The sequence below is a fragment of the Sphingobium sp. LMA1-1-1.1 genome, from assembly GCF_040676365.1.
In the GTDB taxonomy this organism is placed as follows: domain Bacteria; phylum Pseudomonadota; class Alphaproteobacteria; order Sphingomonadales; family Sphingomonadaceae; genus Sphingobium.
In genome coordinates this window covers 1-317 of the sequence record NZ_JBEGHS010000055.1, presented here as the reverse complement: position 1 = coordinate 317, position 317 = coordinate 1, and the positions used below count along the sequence as shown (strand labels likewise).

Genomic DNA, 317 nt, shown 5'->3' with positions numbered 1-317 from the left:
GCCTGGTCGAGAAGTCCGGAGCCGATCCCGAAGCGATGCGCGATATTCTGATCGAGGGTCTGTTTTCCGGTCCGGCCTATAGCGGCTATTCGCGCGCGATCCTGGATCGCAGCTGGGATAATGTCGGTTTTACCGCAACCCTTGCCCTCAAGGATGTCGATCTCGCCCTCGCCACGGGCGCTGCCAATGACGTTCCCCTGCCCAGCGCCGAGGTCTGCCGCGAGCGACTGGTGCGCGCGATCGCCGATGGCGATGCCGAGCGGGACTGGATCGTCATGGCCCTCGCCCAGGCCCGCGCCAGCGGACTTGCCTGATTT

At 65.0% G+C, this 317-nt stretch carries 1 protein-coding gene; it reads left to right on the top strand.

Annotation, left to right across the window (positions count from 1 at the left end):
- Positions 1–314: NAD-binding protein (locus MRBLMA1_RS19065; RefSeq protein ID WP_363738990.1), on the top strand; the 314-nt coding region annotated here is incomplete at its 5' end.
- Between the last annotated feature and the right edge of the window lie 3 nt (positions 315–317).